Annotated in this window: 1 protein-coding gene; it reads left to right on the top strand. The window is 46.9% G+C overall.

Features of this window, described 5'->3' with window-relative positions; genetic code table 11:
* Positions 1-309: hypothetical protein (locus MWU84_RS24250; RefSeq protein WP_246906649.1), on the top strand; the 309-nt coding region annotated here is incomplete at both ends.

The raw sequence follows: 309 nt of genomic DNA, 5'->3' as shown, positions 1-309 counted from the left end.
GAGGATATTTCCTCAGGTGGTAACGATAAGGTCTTGGTAACCGATGCAGTAGGAACTGTAGCCTGGGTTGACAAGTCGAGCTTCGATGCCATTGCGGATCAGGTAACGATTACTGGAGTTGGTACTACTTTGGATCCTTTCAAGGTGGAAGACCTTTCCATAGTAACAGCCAAACTTGGGGCCGATGCGGTGACCAATGCCAAGTTGGCGGACGATGCCGTTCAGACAGAAAATATTTTGAACGGTACCATTTTAACAGAGGATATTTCCTCAGGTGGTAACGATAAGGTCTTGGTAACCGATGCAGTA

The sequence above is a fragment of the Arenibacter sp. F20364 genome, from assembly GCF_023015905.1.
GTDB lineage: Bacteria > Bacteroidota > Bacteroidia > Flavobacteriales > Flavobacteriaceae > Arenibacter.
This window is presented reverse-complemented; position numbering and strand designations above follow the sequence as displayed.